Here is a 17,510-nt window from a genome sequence, read left to right as displayed (position 1 = left end):
GCGGCTACCTCCGCGCGCCGTAGATCTGACCACGGCTCTGCTCGTCCTCCGCCTCGCCACCGAGCGGGATACCCGTGCGGTCACGGAGGAGGAGGGTCGCCGCGAAGGCGATCACGATCATGCCGGCGATGTAGAACGCGACGCTCGTCGACGACCCCGTTACCTGCACCAGCCAGGTCGCGATCGTCGGCGCGAACGCGCCGCCGAGGATGGCGCCGATCGCGTAGGTGACCGACACACCCGTGTACCGGATCGACGCGGGGAACAGCTCGGCGAAGTACGCCGCCTGGGGTCCGTAGGTGAAACCGTTGCCGATCGTGAACAGCGCGAGCCCGAGGAACAACAGCCACGGGTTGCCGGTGTTCACGAGCGGGAAGAGCACGAAGACGGTGGCCAGGAACGCGACCCAACCGATGATGTAGGTGTTGCGTCGGCCGATCCGGTCGGAGAGCGAACCCGCGAACCACGTGACGATGAGCCAGACGATGGCCGACCCGGTCACCGCGAGCAGCACCGGCGTCCGCTCCATGCCCACCAGGCCACCGTCGGCGAGCGGCGTCGTCGCGTAGTTCTGGATGTAGCCGCCCGTGGTCATGTAGCCGGCGGCGTTGTTGCCGGCGAAGGTGAGCGCCGCGAGCAGTACGAGCAGCCAGTGGTGGCGGAAGAGCTCGACGATCGGGACGCGGCGACGCTCCTTGTTGCGGGCGAGGGCGACGAAGACGGGGCTCTCGTCGACCTTCCGGCGCACGACGTAGCCGACGATGATCAGGACGAAGCTCAGCAGGAACGGGATCCGCCAGCCCCATTCGAGGAACGCCGCGCCGGGCGAGATCACGCCCGTCATGAGGGCGAGCATGCCGGAGGCGAGGAGCAGCCCGATCGGGACGCCGATCTGCGGGAAGGCACCGAACCGGCCGCGGCGACCGGTGGGGGCGTGCTCGACTGCCATGAGGACGGCGCCACCCCACTCCCCGCCGGTCGACAGCCCCTGCAGGATACGCAGGAGCACGAGCAGGGCGGGGGCGACGATCCCGATCTGGTCGTACGTCGGCAGCAGACCGATGAGCGTCGTGGCGGCTCCCATGAGGAAGAGCGTGATGACGAGCATCTTCTTCCGGCCGATGCGGTCGCCGAAGTGCCCGGCGACGAACGCGCCGAGCGGCCGGAACAGGAAGCTGACGCCGACGGTCGCGAACGACAGCAGCAGCGCGGCCTGCGGTCCCGCCGGCTGGAAGAAGAGCTGCGAGAAGACGAGTCCTGCGGCGCTCGCGTAGAGGAAGAAGTCGTACCACTCGACCGTGGTGCCGATGACGGTGGCGAAGGCCACGCGCCGGAGTTCCGCGGGCGTCGTCGCTCGCGCCAGTGATGCGGTTGTCATTGTCTCGAGACCCCTTTGTCCGTCGCGGCCCGTCATTGGACCGCCAGAATGTACACCACATCGTATACAATCGTGGTCGCCGCGCAAGAGGCAGTCGATGACGACGCACCGTATCGTGATCGCAAGCCGCAGTCGATGCAGATGAGGACGGGACGCGATGCAGGATCACGAACGACAGGCGATCGCCGACGAGCTGGCGGCGGCGCACGAGGAGCGGAGCGTCATCCCCCTCCTCACCGCCCGGCACCCGGACATGACCATCGAGGACTCCTACGCCGTGCAGGCGCTGTGGGCCGAACGCCGCATCGCCGCCGGTCGGCGCGTCGTCGGCCACAAGATCGGCCTCACCTCGAAGGCGATGCAGCAGGCCACCGGGATCACCGAACCCGACTACGGCGTCATCCTCGACGACCAGGTCTTCGACTCGGGCGCGACGCTCGACTTCGACGCCTACTCCAACGTCCGCGTGGAGGTCGAGCTGGCCTTCGTCCTCGGCCGCCCACTGCAGGGCCCGCACTGCACGATCTTCGAGGTGCTCGACGCGACCGATCACATCGTCCCCGCGCTCGAGGTCCTCAACTCCCACATCGAACTCGACGGTCGCACGATCGTCGACACCATCGCCGACAACGCGGCACTCGGTGCCATGGTGCTCGGCGGAACGCCCGTCCGCCCCGACGCGATCGACCCGCGCTGGGTCTCGGCCCTGCTCTACCGCAACCAGACCATCGAGGAGTCGGGGGTGGCCGGCGCCGTCCTCGGGCACCCGGCACTCGGCGTCGCGTGGCTCGCCGGCAAGCTCGCCCAGCACGGTGGGAGTCTCGCCGCCGGGGAGATCATCCTGTCGGGATCGTTCACGAGACCGATGTGGGTCGAGCGGGGCGACACCGTCCACGCCGAATACCAGGGACTGGGAGCCGTGACATGCCGATTCGAATGACCCTGCCGCCGACCTTCGGCGAGCGCCTGCGCACCGCGAACCGACCCCTCGTCGGGATGTGGGTAGTGTCGGGCAGCCCGATCGCGGCGGAGATCGCGGCGGGCAGCGGGCTCGACCTGCTCCTCATCGACGGCGAGCACTCGGCGAACACCCTGGAGAGCATCCAACTGCAGCTGCAGGTGGTGGCCGCCTTCCCGGTGTGTCCGCTGGTGCGGGTGCCGTTCGGGGACGCGGTCGTCATCAAGCAGGTGCTCGACCTCGGGGCCCAGAACCTCATCGTGCCCATGGTGTCGTCGGCCGAGCAGGCGGCGGCGCTCGTGCAGGCCGTGCGGTACCCGCCGCAGGGCGTCCGCGGGGTCGGCAGCGCGCTCGCGAGGTCCTCCCGCTGGAACCGGGTCGACGACTATCTCGCGCAGGCAGACGACTCGGTGTCGCTCACGGTGCAGATCGAGTCGGCGGAGGCCGTGGAGCAGGCCGAGGAGATCCTCGCGGTCGACGGCGTGGACGCGGTGTTCGTCGGTCCGGCCGACCTCTCGGCGTCGCTCGGCCTGCTCGGCCAGCAGGGGCACCCCACCGTGGTCAGCGCTGTCGAGCGGGTGCTCGATGCCGCCGCCGCCGCGGGGAAGCCGGCCGGCGTGAACGCCTTCGACCCCGTCATGGCCGAGCACTACCTCGACCGCGGGGCGTCCTTCGTCCTCGTCGGTGCGGACGTGTCGCTCCTCGCCCGCGCATCCGAGCAGCTGGCCGAGCGCTTCATCGACGGCCGGAGCGACGCGACCCGCAGCGACGGGTACTGACCCTTCCCCACTGCGTCCGGATCGTATACGATTCTGGATACCGACAACGAGGACGTGTGATGAGCAGCCACCAGGGCATCGAAGGCCTCCCCAACAGCGGGGGCGGCAAGATCATCGCCGTCCACCTCAACTACCCGTCACGGGCCGCCCAGCGCGGCCGCACGCCGGAGCACCCCTCGTACTTCCTCAAGCCGTGGTCATCCGTCTCGAGCACGGGCGGCACCATCGAGCGCCCGGCAGGCGCGGAACTGCTCGCCTTCGAGGGCGAGATCGCGATCATCATCGGGACCGCGGCCCGCCGCGTCCGCGTCGAGGACGCCTGGCAGCACGTCTCGGGCGTCACCGCGGCGAACGACTTCGGGCTCTACGACCTCCGCAGCGCAGACAAGGGGTCGAACCTGCGATCGAAGGGCGGCGACGGCTACACGCCCCTCGGCCCGTCCGTCATCCCCGCCGAGCAGATCGATCCGGCCGCCCTCCGCGTGCGCACCTGGGTCAACGGCGTCGTGGTCCAGGACGACACGAGCGACACGCTGCTCTTCCCCTTCGCCCAGCTCATCGCCGACCTCTCGCAGCTCTCGACGCTCGAGCCCGGCGATGTCATCCTCACCGGCACACCCGCCGGCTCCTCCGTCGTCGTGCCCGGCGACGTCGTCGAGGTCGAGGTCGACGCACCGACCGCACCCGGCACCCCGACGAGCGGTCGACTCGTGACGACGGTCGTCGAGGGCACCGAGCCCTTCGGCGGGTTCGGCGCGAAGCCGGTCGTCGACGACCATCAGCGGATCGAGGCCTGGGGGGACGCTGTGGCGGCGGGTCTGCCTGCACCGGCTGAGCCTCTCACCGCTGCATCGCCCGCCGAACCGCTCGACCCCGCGGTCACCGTACAGCTCGCCTCGGTCTCGACGGCGACACTCAGCGCCAAGCTCCGAGCCCGCGGGTACACCGAGGTCTTCGTCGAGGGCGTCCACGCCTCGCGACCGGGCACGCGCATGGTCGGCGTGGCCCGCACCCTCCGCTTCGTCGCCTACCGGCCCGACCTCTTCGCCGAGCGCGGCAACCGCTTCAACGCGCAGAAGCGCATCTTCGACACCGTCGAGGCCGGCGAGGTCATCGTGATCGAGGCACGCGGCGAGCGCGGTACGGGCACCGTCGGCGACGTCCTCGCGCTTCGGGCGCAGCAGCGGGGAGCGGCCGGGGTCGTCACCGACGGCGGCATGCGCGATGCCGAGCAGGTCGCGGCGTTCGACCTGCCGACCTTCTCGCAGGGTCCGCACCCGTCCGTCCTCGGGCGCCGCCATGTGCCGTGGGAGACCGACGTCGCGATCACCTGCGGCGGGGCGACCGTCCTGCCGGGCGACGTGATCGTCGGGGACGGTGACGGCGTCATCGCGATCCCCCGGGCGCTCGCCGCAGAGGTCGCCGCGGAGGCGGTCGTGCAGGAAGCGGAGGACGCCTGGATCGCCGAGCAGGTCCGTGGCGGTGCCGCGGTCGACGGCCTCTTCCCGCTGAACGCCGAGTGGCGGGCGCGATACGAGAGCGAGCAGGGACGATGAGCGGACCACACCCGACGACCGGGCAGGAGGCGTCGCTCAGCAAGTCCGAGCGCGCCTACCGGTTCATCCGCGAGGCGATCGACGAGGGGCGCTTCGTCCCCGGGTACCGGCTGGTGCTCGGACAGATCGCCGGAGAGCTCGACGTCAGCGTCGTTCCGGTGCGCGAGGCGATCCGTCGGCTGGAGGCCGAGGGGCTCGTGACGTTCGAGCGCAACGTCGGCGCGCAGGTCGCGATGCTGCACGAGACCGAGTACCTCTTCACGATGCAGACGCTCGCCCTCGTCGAGGGCGCGGCGACCTCGATGAGTGCCGCCTACCTCACCGACGACCACCTGGCCCGCGCCCGCGAGATCAACGAGCGGATGCGCCGCACGCTCGACGACTTCGACCCGCACGCGTTCACGGCGCTGAACCTGGAGTTCCACACCGTCCTCTTCGAGGAGTGCCCGAACCCGCACGTCCTCGACCTCGTCCACCGCGGCTGGCGGCGGCTGAACGCGCTCCGCGATTCCACGTTCAGCTTCGTGCCCGGCCGCGCGCGGGAGTCGGTCGCCGAGCACGACGGCATCCTCGAACTCATCGCCGCCGGCGCGCAGCCGCTCGAGATCGAGATCGCCGCCCGCGACCACCGCACCGCGACCCTCGACGCCATGCTCGCCTACCAGGCCGAGCACCAGCCGCCCACCACGGCCCGCCCGCCGTCGTCACCGCCGTCCACCACCGACCGGAGGAACCATCCATGACCCAGCACGTTCCGGCAGCGTTGCCCGACCGTATCCGGCATTACATCGACGGCGCGTTCGTCGACTCGGTCGACGGCGACACCTTCGACGTCCTCGACCCGGTGTCGAACGAGACCTACGTCCAGGCCGCCGCCGGCAAGCAGGCGGACATCGACCTCGCCGTCGCCGCCGCCAAGCGCGCCTTCGACGAGGGTCCGTGGCCGCGGCTCCTCCCCCGCGAACGCAGCCGGATCCTGCACCGGGTCGCCGACGCCGTCGAGGCGCAGGACGCCCGCCTCGCGGAGCTGGAGAGCTTCGACACTGGGCTGCCGATCACGCAGGCGCTCGGTCAGGCGAAGCGCGCCGCCGAGAACTTCCGGTTCTTCGCCGACCTGATCGTCGCCCAGCACGACGACACCTACAAGGTGCCCGGGCGGCAGGTCAACTACGTCAACCGCAAGCCCATCGGCGTCGCGGGGCTCATCACGCCGTGGAACACGCCGTTCATGCTCGAGAGCTGGAAGCTCGCTCCGGCCCTCGCGACCGGGAACACGGTCGTCCTGAAGCCGGCAGAGTTCACGCCGCTCTCGGCAAGCCTGTGGGCGGACATCTTCCGCGACGCCGGCGTGCCCGACGGCGTGTTCAACCTCGTGAACGGGCTCGGTGAGGACGCCGGCGACGCCCTCGTGAAGCACCCGGACGTGCCGCTCATCTCGTTCACCGGCGAGAGCAGCACCGGTCAGCTCATCTTCGCGAACGCCGCGCCGTTCCTGAAGGGGCTCTCGATGGAGCTCGGCGGCAAGTCACCGGCCGTCGTGTTCGCCGACGCCGACCTCGACGACGCCCTCGACGCGACGGTGTTCGGGGTGTTCTCGTTGAACGGCGAGCGCTGCACCGCCGGCAGCCGCATCCTCGTCGAGCGGAGTGTCTACGACGACTTCGTGGAGCGCTACGCCGAGCGGGCCCGCAACATCGTCGTCGGGCACCCGAACGACCCGGCCACCGAGGTCGGCGCGCTCGTGCACCCGGAGCACTACGAGAAGGTCATGGGCTACGTCGAGATCGGCAAGACCGAGGGCCGCCTCGTCGCCGGCGGCGGTCGCCCCGAGGGGTTCCCGACCGGCAACTACGTCGCGCCGACGGTCTTCGCCGACGTCCCGCCGAGCGCCCGCATCTTCCAGGAGGAGATCTTCGGGCCGGTCGTCGCCATCACCCCGTTCGACTCCGACGAGGAGGCGCTCGAGCTCGCGAACGACACGAAGTACGGGCTCGCCGCCTACATCTGGACGAACGACCTCAAGCGCGCCCACACCTTCTCCCAGAACGTGCAGGCCGGGATGGTGTGGCTGAACTCGAACAACGTGCGCGACCTCCGCACCCCGTTCGGCGGCGTCAAGGCCTCAGGGCTCGGGCACGAGGGCGGCTACCGCTCGATCGACTTCTACACCGACCAGCAGGCGGTGCACATCACGCTGAACCAGGCGCACTCCCCGCGCTTCGGGACCGGCGGGCCGCTGCAGGCCGCGCACTGACCGCTCCCGGTCGACCTCCACCCAGCAATCGAGATCAGCAAGGACGCAGATCATGTCGAACCCCATCACCCCGTCGTCGGCCGAGCCCGTCGTGACCGCAACCGACCCGATCCCCGTGCCGGTGAACCGCATCCCGACGCCCGCCGCCACCCCGCCGGACATCGTCCGGTGTGCGTACATGGAGATCGTCGTCACGGATCTCGCCGCGAGCCGGAAGTTCTACGTCGACGTCCTCGACCTCGTCGTCACGGAGGAGGACGAGACGACCGTCTACCTGCGGAGCTTCGAGGAGTTCATCCACCACAACCTCGTGCTGCGGCAGGGTCCGGTGGCGGCGGTCGCCGCGTTCAGCTACCGGGTGCGGAGTCCTGAGGACCTCGACCGCGCGGTCGCCTTCTACACGGAGCTCGGGTGCCGGGTGGAGCGTCGGGCCGAGGGGTATGTGAAGGGCATCGGCGATTCGGTGCGCGTGGAGGATCCACTCGGGTTCCCCTATGAGTTCTTCTACGACGTGGAGCACGTCGAGCGGTTGGCGTGGCGCTACGACCTGTACACGCCGGGCGCGCTCGTGCGGCTCGACCACTTCAACCAGGTGACGCCGGACGTGCCGCGCGCGGTCGCGTACATGGAGGACCTCGGGTTCCGCGTCACGGAGGACATCCAGGACGAGGCCGGGACGACGTACGCGGCCTGGATGCGGCGCAAGCCGACCGTGCACGACACGGCGATGACGGGTGGTGACGGACCGCGCATGCACCACGTGGCGTTCGCGACGCACGAGAAGCACAACATCATCGCGATCTGCGACAAGCTCGGCGCGCTGCGCATGTCGGACGTCATCGAGCGCGGCCCCGGCAGGCACGGCGTCTCGAACGCGTTCTACCTGTACATCCGCGACCCCGACGGCCACCGGATCGAGATCTACACCCAGGACTACTACACGGGCGACCCCGACAACCCGGTGGTCACGTGGGACGTGCACGACAACCAGCGTCGCGACTGGTGGGGCAATGCCGTCGTGCCGAGTTGGTACACGGACGCGTCGCTCGTCCTCGACCTCGACGGCGAACCGAAGCCGGTCGTCTCCCGGACCGACGACTCCGAGCTCGAGGTCACCATCGGTGCCGACGGCTTCTCCTACACCCGCAAGGGCGACGACGCGCAGGGCTTCAAGCTCGGCAACACGCTCTAGGCCTCGGTTCATTCGCCCATCTTTGGGCGACGCAATGTCCGCTCGCCCAAACATGGGCGAATGAACTGAGCCAGTCGCGGCACTTCCCTATGCTGGCTGGATGATGAGCCCGGTCGGCTACACCTCGTTCACCGGATCCGCACCCGACGGCGTGTGGGGTGAGGTCACGCAGCTGTTCGTCGCGGCGTTCACCGCCGAGCCGTACAACGAGGACGCGATCGACCTCGCGACCATCCGGCAGTGGGGCCCGGAGCATCTCGGGCACCGCGGCGGACGCCTCGTCATCGCCACGGTCGACGGCCGGATCGTGGGCTTCGCGCTCGCCCACGGCCTCGACGCCGACCCGGCCTGGCTCGGCATCCTGGCGCAACTGGCCGACTCCAGCAGCACGGCTGCGGCTGCCATCGCGCGTCCGGCGGACGCCGTCGTGGTCCACGAACTCGCCGTCGCGGAGGATCAGCGCGGACGTGGGATCGCCCGCGGCTGCCTGGCCGCCGTCCTGCAGGACCGCTCCGAGACGCAGACGGTCATCGGCGTCTACGAGCGCGCGACCGAGGCGGCAGCGATGTACCACCGCTGGGGGCTCAGCGAGCTCGGTCGCGTACCGATGCCGGGCGACGCGATCGCCCTCCGCGTCCTGACCGCTTCCACAATCGAGCTGGTCTCGCGCCTGCGATCCGCCAACCCCGAGTCAGCACAAATGACCCGGCGGACGCTCTGGCTCAGCCCCTGGGAGTGGGACTGTTGTGGCGGGCCGTTGGAAACCGGCCAACGGGTGACCTTCTCGGTCTGGCCCGTCGACGATGGACAGCGGACCTGGCTGACCGAGGCGATCGGTGCGGACCTCACCGCTCAGATCGATGGTGTTGAGATGCACCACGAGGAGGGCCCCGCACCGGAGCGACTGACGGGCAGGCTGGCGAAGCTGTCGAGGGTGTCGATGCCGTCCCGCTTGGTGCGCACGAAACGTCCCCTGTTACCGCAAGGAGCCGCCCGGGCCGCACTGCGCCCCGTCGGCCCGCCGGGGAGCGGCGTGTTCATTGGCTCGCGCCCTTCCGAGTACGTCACGCATCACGAACCGGTCCCCGGACTCCCGGTCGTGAGCCTCGCGCCACGGATCCCGCCGGAATCGGAGTTCGAGAACGCCGACGTGCGAGCAGCGGCTCAAGCGGCGGTCGAGGCCCGAGAACTCGACACGGCGACGAGCGAGGTCGAACTCCGACTCGTCGGCTACCTCGTCGAGCTCGAACTGGACGTCGACTGAGCCGGACCCGCGCCGTTCAGCACGCGCGGCGCAGGCTCCGCAGCGTCGCGTCGATCAGCCGTTCGGCGCGCTCCGGCGTCATCCGGTCCGACTGCTCCGCTGCTCGCGCGACCGCGATGCCGTCGAGCACCGCGAGCAGGAGCGCCGCGTCGTCCGCGGCCAGGCCGTCATCAGGGAACGCGGCGACGAGCAGCCGCAGGAGGACCTCCTCGGTGCGGGCCCAGTCAGCGGTGTGGATCGCTCGCACCTCGGTCTCCGTGCTCGCCCGGGCGGCGAAGGCGACCCAGACGATCCCGTCGGTCAGGTCATCACCCTCGATGCAGGCGATCTCACGACAGAAGATCCGAAGTCGCTCCTCCTCGGAGTTCACAGCCTCGAGCCGCGCTGCCACGCGTCGACGGAACCGCTCGTTGACCTCGGTCATCGCCGCGACGACCAGTCGGTCCTTCGTCGGGAAGTGATGCTGGACCGCGCCGACGGAGACACCGGCTTCGCTCGCGACCGTGCGGATGGTCAGCGCATCGGCACCGCGCGATGCCGTGATCCGCAGCAGTGCATCGAGGATCCGACCCCTGTTCGTGTCCTGCTCGGTCATCGCCTCCGCTTTCGCCATCGCCCACTCGACAGGGTACGGTCTTCACATGACCAATACGAGCGTATTGCCGCCGTCGCAGCCGACCTCCCGACGCATCGCCGCACTCGACGTGGTCCGCGGACTCGCGATCCTCGGCACGCTCGGCACCAACATCTGGGTGTTCTCGCACCCCTGGGGTCTGCTCGGGATGCTCTCCGCCCCGGTGACCCCGGAGACCGGCCCCGCGGCGGGCACGATCCAGCTCGCCCTCATGGCACTCACGCAGGGCAAGTTCCTCGCGCTCCTGACTCTGATGTTCGGCGCGGGCCTCGCGATCCAGCACGGAGCAGCACGACGACGCGAGCAACGCTGGCCCGGTCGTTACCTGTGGCGCGCCACCCTGCTCCTCATCGACGGTGCCGTGAACTACGTCCTCATCGCGGAGTTCGACGTCCTCATGGGCTACGCGGTCACCGGCGCCATCGTCGCCTGGCTCCTGCTCACCAGGCCCCGCGCCCAGCGCGCCATGATCGCCGTCTTCGGCGCACTGCACGTCCTCCTCATCAGCGCAATCGTCGCGTTCATCGCCACGACGCCGGCGGTGTCGGGCGACCTCCCGCTCCCCGCCGGACCGAGCCCCTACGCCACTGAATCGTTCCTCGGCCTGGCGGTCTTCCGGCTCGACAACGTGGGGGTCTTCCGCGCGGAGCCCGTCCTGATCGGGTTCCTCACGCTCGCCATGTTCCTCGCCGGCGCGCACCTGTTCCAGGCCGGCGTCTTCGGTGAAACCGGTGGTCGACTCCGACGCCGCCTGATGATCATCGGGGCCTGCGCGCTCCCGATCGACCTCGCCCTCGGCATCTGGGGCGGCACCGCGGGACTCCTCGCCGAACGCTACCTGGCCGCACCCCTCGTGGCGCTCGGCGTCCTCGGCGCCACCGTCGAGCTCTGTCGTCGCTTCGGCACCGACGGGTGGATCGCCTCACGCCTGCGCGAGCTCGGCAAAGTCGCCTTGAGCGCGTACTTGCTCCAGAACCTCCTCGGCGGCGCGATCTTCTACGGCTGGGGCTTCGGCCTCGCCGAACTCACCGCCCCGTGGCGCGTCCCGGTCACCGTCGCCGCGTTCGTCGTCATCGCCGCGCTCGTGACCGGCTTCGCCCACCTCTGGCTCCGGCGGTTCGCGCTCGGCCCCGTCGAGTGGCTCTGGAAACGCGGCGCGGAGCTCGGGACGAAGCAGCCGGAGGGCCGACCCTCGCTACGGTGAGACCATGACCACCGTGCACCTCACCGGCCAGCTGATCTGCGCGACACCGACCGACGTGTCGATCGTCGAGACCCATCTGCCAGAGCATGTCGCGCTCACCCGCGCCGAACCGGGGTGCGTGTCGTTCGAGGTGACGCCGACGGACGACCCGCTCGTCTGGGACGTCGCCGAGGTCTTCGAGGACGACGAGTCGTTCGCCGCACACCAGGCCCGCGTCGCGTCCAGCGAGTGGGGGCGCGCGACCGCGGGCATCGAGCGCCGCTACCAGGTGACCCGGTCGCCAGCGGGCCGGACCGTCATGGACGTCGGCGACGACGACCTCGCCGACCTCCGCCGCAGACTCCACGACACCCGCTGGCCTGACCGGTGGCCGACCGCCGGTTGGGAGGCCGGCACCGACCAGGACGAGCTGCGGCGACTCGTCACCTACTGGGCGGACGACTTCGACTGGGCAGCACAGCAGCGGGACATCAACGCCCTGCCGTGGCACCGGGCCGAGATCGATGGGGCCACCATCACCTACCTCCGGTTCGACGCCGAAGCCCCGAGCGGCCTCCCCGTCGTCCTCACGAACGGATGGCCGAGCACCGCTCTCGAACTGGTCGGACTCGCCAGGCGCCTCGCGACACCGTCCCGCTTCGACGGGGACCCGGCGAGCGCCGTCACCGTCATCGTGCCCGCGCTGCCCGGACTGCCGTTCTCGCCGCAACGGCCGACCTTCGGCGACCAGACGCACGAACTGTGGCACACGCTGATGCACGATCACCTCGGCTTCGCCCGGTACGCCGCTCATGGAGGCGACCTCGGGGCCGGGATCACCTCTCGGCTCGCGCAGGCGCATCCCCAGGCGGTCGCCGGCATCCACCTCCTCGCGGTCGCCGCGCCGCTCGACGTCGACGTCGAGACGCTCACCGAGGAGGAGCGCGCGCATCTCGCCCGGGTCGAGGCCTGGGACGCCGAGGAGGGTGCGTATGAGCATCAGCACCACACGCGTCCGCTCACGCTCGCTCCCGCGCTGTCCGACTCCCCTGTCGGCCTGCTCTCGTGGATCCTCGAGAAGCATCGGGCCTGGAGCGACTGCGACGGCGACGTCTCGTCCCGCTTCAGCGACGACTACCTCGCGACGCTCGCCTCCGTCTACTGGTTCACGAACGCGATCGGCACCTCACTCCGCCCGTACTACGAGTCCGCGACCGGGATCACGACGCGTGTCGACCGGGTCGAGGTGCCGACCGCGGTCGCGCTCTTCCCGCACGACCTGGCGAGCCCGCCGCGCAGCTGGGCCGAGCGGAGCTACGACGTGCGACGGTTCACGACCATGCCCCGAGGCGGCCATTTCGCGCCACACGAGCAACCGGAACTCCTCGCGGACGACATCCGCGCGTTCCTGACGACGCTGTGACCGACGGTCCACGGACGGCACGTCCCGAGTCGCCCGTCGTCGTCCGCACGGCCTACTCGGGCCGAGCCGTCGAGTACGCCGACCTCCTCGGCTCGATGGCCTCGGTTCACCCCTCGGACCTCCAGCTGGTGTCCTCCTGGGCCGATCGCATCGACGGGCGGGCACTCGACGCGGGCTGCGGCCCAGGGCACTGGACGGCCTACCTCGCCTCGCGCGGCCTCGACGTGCGCGGCATCGACCTCGTCCCGGAGTTCATCGAGCACGCCCGGATCCACCACCCTGGGGCCCGGTTCGACCTCGGGAGCCTCGACGCCCTCGACGCCGAGACCGGATCGGTGGGTGGCGTGCTCGCCTGGTACTCACTCATCCACCACCATCCCGACACGATCGGCGTCCCGCTCACGGAATTCGCTCGCGTGCTCCGGACGGGCGGCGAACTGCTGATCGGCTGCTTCGTCGGGGCATCGGTCGAAGCGTTCGACCATGCCGTGGTGACGGCCTATCGCTGGCCGGTCATGGAGCTGGCCGAGCGGGTGCGCCGGGCGGGATTCGACATCGCCGAGACACACACCAGGACGAGCCTCGACCAGCGACCACACGGGGCGATCCTGGCCCGGCGAGCCGACGCGGTGAGGTGAGGTGGTTCGTCGCGCGGCCCGAGGCTGAGCGACGATCCGCCGCAACTCACTGCCGCTGCATTTCCAGAGTATGCCGGGCACCGGGGCTTGCCGCAAGACCCCCTCCGGCCTCCAGAATGGGTGGCCGCGGTCGCCTCCGACCGCGAGAACGGGGTCCTCATGCATGACGTCATCATCAGCGGTGGCGGCCCGACCGGCATGATGCTGGCAGCCGAACTCCGGCTCCACGGCGTCGACGTCCTCGTCCTCGAGCGGGACGCCGAGCCGAGCCGAGCCGTCCGGTCCCTCGGCCTCCACCCGCGCAGCATCGAGATCCTCGACCAGCGCGGCATCCTCGACCGGTTCCTCGCCGAGGGCACGCGGTACCCGGGCACCACCGGGCACTTCGCCGGGATCATCCCGCCGAAGCCCGTACCGCTCGACACCGCGCACGACTACATCCTCGGTCTCCCGCAGCCGGTCACCGATCGGCTGTCGACCGAACGCGCGCTCGAGCTCGGCGCCGCTCTGCGTCGTGGGAACGGACTCGTCGGCCTCGAACAGGACGAGGACGGCGTCACCGTCGAGCTGGACGACGGTGAGCGCCTGGGGGCACGGTGGCTCGTCGGATGCGACGGCGGGCGGAGCACCGTCCGGAAGATCCTCGGCATCGGCTTCCCCGGCGAACCCGCGCAGACCGAGTGGATCCTCGGGGAGATCCAGGTCACCCTCCCGGCCGACGAGGTCGCCGCCATCGCCGACGAGGTCCGGAAGACGCACCGTGGCTTCGGCATCGGACCGGTGTCCGACGGGTTCTTCCGCGCGGTGGCGCCCGCCGATGCTCCCGCCGACGAACGCCTGGCGACTCCAACGATCGAAGAGTTCCGGGCCCGGCTCGAGCGCTTCGCCGGGACCGACTTCGGCGCACACTCCCCGCGCTGGCTGTCGCGCTTCACCGATGCGACGAGACTCGCCGAGCGCTACCGGGTCGGCCGCGTGCTCATCGCCGGTGACGCCGCCCACGTCCATCCACCGCTCGGAGGCCAAGGCCTGAACCTCGGCATCCAGGATGCCTTCAACCTGGGCTGGAAGCTCGCCGCCGAGGTGGCCGGGTGGGCACCGGCCGACCTCCTCGACAGCTACGCGACGGAGCGTCGTCCGGTCGCCGTCGACGTCCTCACGCTCAGTCGCGCGCAGAGCGTCCTCCTCTCACCCGAACCCGGACCACAGGCGGTGCGTCGGCTGTTCTCGGAACTGATGCGGTTCGACGACGTCGCCCGTTTCCTGGGCGAGCGGATCGCGTCAACCGGCATCCGGTACGACGTCGGATACACCCGTGCCGAGACGGACGACGGGTCACTGCTCGGCCGGCGGCTCCGCGACCTCTCGTTGTCGACCACGGGGCGGCTCTTCCCGCTCCTCCACGACGGTCGCGGGCTCTTGCTCGACCAGACGGGCACGCACAGCATGGTGGGGTGGGAGGACCGCATCGACCACGTCGTCGACACGAGCGAGGACCTCGACGTGCCGGCGGTGCTGCTCAGGCCCGACGGTCACGTGGTCTGGCTGGCCGACGACCGGGAGTCCCTCACGCCGGCGCTCCACCGCTGGTTCGGCGAGCCGACCCACTGAAGTTTCGTTACTGAAACTTAATATGCCGAGTGTAGTAGACGCATATATGTTGAGACTCGTGGGCGCAATGATGCGCTCCGACACGAAGGGAATGATGCATGTCCCGGAAGAAGCAAGGAACTGGACTCGGAGTTGCTGTCGCCTTGGGTGGCGCAGTCGGCAGATTCGGAATCCTCACCAGAGGCTGCCGCGCTGGAGTCACTGGGCGTCCTGCAAGAGTTTCGGGGTCAGCCTTCGGATGCGTCCTCTGGTAGCTACCTGGATGCCGCTCAAGGTCTTCTGATTCCGTCGGGCGCTGAACAGCCGCTTCGAGTGACTCCGGAAGCTGCAGACTCGCCAACACAAGACCCATCCGGCCTGCTGGTCTACGACCAGGACGACTCGTTCTCCTACGCCTTAAGCGACGCGAGCCTTGGCGCCACGGCCGGCTACTCGATTCTGTTCGACGAGAACGCCCCGACGGAGTTCAGGTACAACATCACGCTCGGCGACTCGGACGTCACACTGGAACTCAATGACAGCGGCGGGGTGAACGTGCTCGCGACCGACGGATCGGCGGCAAACATCGTCCTCCCGCCATGGGCCCTCGATGCAAACGGAGCAGCAGTTCCCACCAGCTACAGCATCGATGGAAACGTGCTCGTTCAGCACGTCGAACATGCGGGCGCGGCGTACCCAGTGGTGGCTGACCCGACCTTCGGATGCGATGCGATTTGGTGCACGGCTCTTCTGACCCGAGGCGAGAACGCGTCCGTCGCCGACAACGCGCTCAACGCCGGCATCCTGTGCAGCTTCACTGGCGCCTTCGTGCCGATCTGCGCAGCGATGATCGGCCTCGTCTGGGCGAAGGCCAACGAGGCCCGCAACATTGGGAAGTGCGCAGGTATTCGGTGGTGGAGAATCAATGGAGCATTCATGCATCCCGTCATCGAATCGTGCCCGTAATCGGGATCGGAGAATCTCGTGACCTCCTGGCAAACCGAATTCAAGCTCGCGATCCGTCGCGGACCCTTCGCCTACGTCTACTGGAGCGTCGTCGCATGTGGCGTCATCGTGGTCGTGGGATCTTTCTGGGCGTCGCAACAGTTCCGGTCGGTCTCGGGACCGATCGTCTTCGGTGTCGTCATTTTCCTTGTTGGAGTTCACTACGGGATCGCAGTGAGTCGCAGTAGACGTCCGAGCAGACGAGAGTAGCCCCGCAGGACCAGGTCTGATCGTGGCGTGAGGCACCGCTCTGGGCGGTGCGTCACGCCACGATTGCGCGCGCCAGCCACCGCCTCGAGGAACCTTGCAGTCTCCGATAGAGATCGTTCGAACTTTGTGCGCAACAGCGAGGACGACTCGCATCAGGATCGGCATGAACTGCTCAGAACTGACTAGCTCGCATCTTGCCAGCCGCGCGCAACGGTCATGGCCGGTCGGAATCAACCGTCCCTGTGGGGCCAACCAGCCTTGACATCGTCAACCAGAAGTCCCTCACTGCGGCGCTCCACCGCTGGTTCGGCGAGCCGGCCCGGTGAGGTGAGGTGATTCGTCGCTCGGCCGGGCGGCGGGCGACGATCCGCCGCATCTCAGCGGATGTTCAGTCGTGGTCGATGGAGGCGACCGCGTCGGCGACCTGGGACTTGCCGGCCTCGACGCGGTCGTCGTCGTCGGTGACGATGCCGATCGTCTCCTCGATCCGACCCCCGACGGCCTGGATGATGGCCGCGGGCTGCGGTGCCTCCGGCTCCTTGTCGTCGCTCCCGTCCGAGTCCTCGGGGTAGACCTGGAGTCGGTCATCGTCGCCGTCCGCCACTGTGCGCCTGGCGTGGTCGACGCACAGCTTGGCGACCTCCTCGGCGTGCGCGTACATGACGGAGTGCGCTGCGCCGGGGATCTCCCAGAGGCGTGAGGAGGGCAGGAGTTCGCCGACCCGCTCCACCCACTCGCGCGGCGCGACGGCGTCGTACTCGCCGCGGATCACGAGCGTGTGCGCCTGCACCTTCGGCAGGGCCTCTTCGATCGGGTAGGTCAGCATCTCCGGCAGGACCCGCGAGAACCACTTGAAGCCGCAGAAGACGTACGCGCTGACGGCGAGCACCTTCACCGTGAGCGGTTCGTGCCAGCTCGACTGCAGGAAGCGGACCGCCTGGGTGAGCACCCGGCGCTGACCCGGCACGACGACCGGGCCGATGAGGATGAGGGTCGACAGCTCGGGGCGCCGGGAGACCAGGTCACTGACCACCTGGCTGCCCATCGAGTGGCCGACGATGATCGGGTCCTTGAGATCGAGTTCGTCGATGACCCGACCGACGAGGTCCGCGTACTCGCGGATCGTGAGCGTCGACGAGGGGTGCGGCACCCCGCCGAAGCCGGGGAGGTCGAGCGCGTGCACCGGCCCAAACTCATTGAGGTGCGGCGCGAGGCGCTCGAAGTACGTGGACGAGACACCGATGCCGGGGATGAGGATGAAGGAGCGATCGCCGCTGGACCCCACGGAGTTGACCCGGACGTAGACGTCGCCGTCGTAGACGCGATCGACCCGCACACTCCGCTTGCGACGCTTGCGTTCGATCCTCGACATGCCCCAAGCGTACAAGCGGGCGACGCCTGCACCGCCGGAGCTGTCAACCATGCGGGATTCGGATCGGCGAGCGC

Annotated in this window: 15 protein-coding genes; 12 read left to right on the top strand and 3 right to left on the bottom strand. The window is 69.4% G+C overall.

Features of this window, described 5'->3' with window-relative positions:
- Window positions 1-4: 4 nt before the first annotated feature.
- The gene (locus IFU11_RS13520; protein ID WP_137242454.1) at window positions 5-1,378 is read right to left on the bottom strand and encodes an MFS transporter; all 1,374 of its coding nucleotides are present in this window, start codon (window positions 1,376-1,378) and stop codon (window positions 5-7) included.
- Window positions 1,379-1,535: 157 nt separating this feature from the next.
- On the opposite strand from IFU11_RS13520, the gene IFU11_RS13515 reads away from it, so the two are divergent.
- The 7 genes from IFU11_RS13515 (at window position 1,536) to IFU11_RS13485 (ending at window position 9,381) form a co-directional block, all read left to right on the top strand.
- Window positions 1,536-2,318, top strand: a complete 783-nt coding sequence (locus tag IFU11_RS13515; RefSeq protein ID WP_064297105.1) for a 2-keto-4-pentenoate hydratase — start codon at window positions 1,536-1,538, stop codon at window positions 2,316-2,318.
- The gene (locus IFU11_RS13510; RefSeq protein WP_137242456.1) at window positions 2,303-3,115 is read left to right on the top strand and encodes an HpcH/HpaI aldolase family protein; all 813 of its coding nucleotides are present in this window, start codon (window positions 2,303-2,305) and stop codon (window positions 3,113-3,115) included. The genes IFU11_RS13515 and IFU11_RS13510 overlap by 16 nt, the downstream gene beginning before the upstream one ends.
- A 59-nt stretch (window positions 3,116-3,174) precedes the next feature.
- A complete protein-coding gene (locus tag IFU11_RS13505) occupies window positions 3,175-4,671 on the top strand; it encodes a fumarylacetoacetate hydrolase family protein (RefSeq protein ID WP_192019262.1) in 1,497 nt (498 codons plus the stop codon).
- On the top strand, window positions 4,668-5,414 hold the full coding sequence (locus IFU11_RS13500) for a GntR family transcriptional regulator (protein ID WP_192019261.1): 747 nt from the start codon (window positions 4,668-4,670) through the stop codon (window positions 5,412-5,414). Before IFU11_RS13505 ends, IFU11_RS13500 begins: the two co-directional genes overlap by 4 nt.
- Entirely contained in the window at window positions 5,411-6,925 is a 1,515-nt protein-coding gene (hpaE, locus tag IFU11_RS13495) for a 5-carboxymethyl-2-hydroxymuconate semialdehyde dehydrogenase (protein WP_192019260.1), read from the top strand. The genes IFU11_RS13500 and hpaE overlap by 4 nt, the downstream gene beginning before the upstream one ends.
- Before the next feature lie 52 nt (window positions 6,926-6,977).
- Complete coding sequence (gene hpaD, locus IFU11_RS13490) at window positions 6,978-8,117, top strand: 3,4-dihydroxyphenylacetate 2,3-dioxygenase (RefSeq protein WP_192019259.1); 1,140 nt, start codon at window positions 6,978-6,980, stop codon at window positions 8,115-8,117.
- Between the two features lie 100 nt (window positions 8,118-8,217).
- On the top strand, window positions 8,218-9,381 hold the full coding sequence (locus IFU11_RS13485; protein ID WP_192019258.1) for a GNAT family N-acetyltransferase: 1,164 nt from the start codon (window positions 8,218-8,220) through the stop codon (window positions 9,379-9,381).
- A 16-nt stretch (window positions 9,382-9,397) separates the two neighbouring features.
- Here IFU11_RS13485 and IFU11_RS13480 read toward each other — a convergent pair whose 3' ends face one another.
- A complete protein-coding gene (locus IFU11_RS13480) occupies window positions 9,398-9,976 on the bottom strand; it encodes a TetR/AcrR family transcriptional regulator (protein ID WP_192019257.1) in 579 nt (192 codons plus the stop codon).
- Between the two features lie 46 nt (window positions 9,977-10,022).
- Between IFU11_RS13480 and IFU11_RS13475 the strand changes: the two genes are divergently transcribed.
- From IFU11_RS13475 to IFU11_RS13455, 5 genes are all read left to right on the top strand, one after another.
- Window positions 10,023-11,219 carry a DUF418 domain-containing protein gene (locus tag IFU11_RS13475; RefSeq protein WP_192019256.1) on the top strand — a complete coding sequence of 399 codons (1,197 nt, stop codon included), beginning with the start codon at window positions 10,023-10,025 and terminating at the stop codon, window positions 11,217-11,219.
- 4 nt (window positions 11,220-11,223) lie between these two features.
- Complete coding sequence (locus IFU11_RS13470) at window positions 11,224-12,621, top strand: alpha/beta fold hydrolase (RefSeq protein WP_192019255.1); 1,398 nt, start codon at window positions 11,224-11,226, stop codon at window positions 12,619-12,621.
- Entirely contained in the window at window positions 12,618-13,259 is a 642-nt protein-coding gene (locus IFU11_RS13465) for a class I SAM-dependent methyltransferase (protein WP_371742785.1), read from the top strand. The genes IFU11_RS13470 and IFU11_RS13465 overlap by 4 nt, the downstream gene beginning before the upstream one ends.
- A 159-nt stretch (window positions 13,260-13,418) precedes the next feature.
- Complete coding sequence (locus IFU11_RS13460; RefSeq protein ID WP_192019254.1) at window positions 13,419-14,870, top strand: FAD-dependent monooxygenase; 1,452 nt, start codon at window positions 13,419-13,421, stop codon at window positions 14,868-14,870.
- Between the two features lie 147 nt (window positions 14,871-15,017).
- Entirely contained in the window at window positions 15,018-15,815 is a 798-nt protein-coding gene (locus IFU11_RS13455) for a hypothetical protein (RefSeq protein WP_192019253.1), read from the top strand.
- A gap of 637 nt (window positions 15,816-16,452) precedes the next feature.
- Here IFU11_RS13455 and IFU11_RS13450 read toward each other — a convergent pair.
- Entirely contained in the window at window positions 16,453-17,436 is a 984-nt protein-coding gene (locus IFU11_RS13450; RefSeq protein WP_192019252.1) for an alpha/beta fold hydrolase, read from the bottom strand.
- Window positions 17,437-17,510: the final 74 nt, after the last annotated feature.

Origin of the sequence: Plantibacter sp. CFBP 8804 (genome assembly GCF_014841225.1) — a bacterium.
In the GTDB taxonomy this organism is placed as follows: Bacteria; Actinomycetota; Actinomycetes; order Actinomycetales; family Microbacteriaceae; genus Plantibacter; species Plantibacter auratus.
Note: the sequence above shows the minus strand (reverse complement) of the source record. Positions and strands in the feature narration are given on the sequence as shown.

What these genes read in the sequence shown, in the direction of transcription:
- IFU11_RS13520 (WP_137242454.1), bottom strand. Translation starts at nt 1,378, where the DNA reads ATGACAACCGCATCACTGGCGCGAGCGACGACGCCCGCGGAACTCCGG.
- IFU11_RS13515 (WP_064297105.1), top strand. Translation starts at nt 1,536, where the DNA reads ATGCAGGATCACGAACGACAGGCGATCGCCGACGAGCTGGCGGCGGCG.
- IFU11_RS13510 (WP_137242456.1), top strand. Translation starts at nt 2,303, where the DNA reads ATGCCGATTCGAATGACCCTGCCGCCGACCTTCGGCGAGCGCCTGCGC.
- IFU11_RS13505 (WP_192019262.1), top strand. Translation starts at nt 3,175, where the DNA reads ATGAGCAGCCACCAGGGCATCGAAGGCCTCCCCAACAGCGGGGGCGGC.
- IFU11_RS13500 (WP_192019261.1), top strand. Translation starts at nt 4,668, where the DNA reads ATGAGCGGACCACACCCGACGACCGGGCAGGAGGCGTCGCTCAGCAAG.
- hpaE (WP_192019260.1), top strand. Translation starts at nt 5,411, where the DNA reads ATGACCCAGCACGTTCCGGCAGCGTTGCCCGACCGTATCCGGCATTAC.
- hpaD (WP_192019259.1), top strand. Translation starts at nt 6,978, where the DNA reads ATGTCGAACCCCATCACCCCGTCGTCGGCCGAGCCCGTCGTGACCGCA.
- IFU11_RS13485 (WP_192019258.1), top strand. Translation starts at nt 8,218, where the DNA reads ATGATGAGCCCGGTCGGCTACACCTCGTTCACCGGATCCGCACCCGAC.
- IFU11_RS13480 (WP_192019257.1), bottom strand. Translation starts at nt 9,976, where the DNA reads ATGACCGAGCAGGACACGAACAGGGGTCGGATCCTCGATGCACTGCTG.
- IFU11_RS13475 (WP_192019256.1), top strand. Translation starts at nt 10,023, where the DNA reads ATGACCAATACGAGCGTATTGCCGCCGTCGCAGCCGACCTCCCGACGC.
- IFU11_RS13470 (WP_192019255.1), top strand. Translation starts at nt 11,224, where the DNA reads ATGACCACCGTGCACCTCACCGGCCAGCTGATCTGCGCGACACCGACC.
- IFU11_RS13460 (WP_192019254.1), top strand. Translation starts at nt 13,419, where the DNA reads ATGCATGACGTCATCATCAGCGGTGGCGGCCCGACCGGCATGATGCTG.
- IFU11_RS13450 (WP_192019252.1), bottom strand. Translation starts at nt 17,436, where the DNA reads ATGTCGAGGATCGAACGCAAGCGTCGCAAGCGGAGTGTGCGGGTCGAT.